The 255-nt window shown below is 53.3% G+C and carries 1 rRNA gene; it reads right to left on the minus strand.

The window, feature by feature from the left end:
- A 23S ribosomal RNA gene (locus EXZ60_RS19240) occupies nt 1-255 on the minus strand; the annotation flags it as partial.

Consider the following 255-nt stretch of genomic DNA (forward strand, 5'->3'; position numbering starts at 1 on the left):
TCGCCTTAGGGGTCGACTTACCCTGCCCCGATTAACGTTGGACAGGAACCCTTGGTCTTCCGGCGGGGAGGTTTTTCACCCCCCTTATCGTTACTCATGTCAGCATTCGCACTTCTGATACCTCCAGCATGCTTTACAACACACCTTCAACGGCTTACAGAACGCTCCCCTACCCAATACAGTAAACTGTATTGCCGCAGCTTCGGTTTACTACTTAGCCCCGTTACATCTTCCGCGCAGGCCGACTCGACCAGT

The organism is Vibrio sp. 1151_11 (genome assembly GCF_029478525.1).
GTDB classification, from domain to species: domain Bacteria; phylum Pseudomonadota; class Gammaproteobacteria; order Enterobacterales; family Vibrionaceae; genus Vibrio; species Vibrio anguillarum.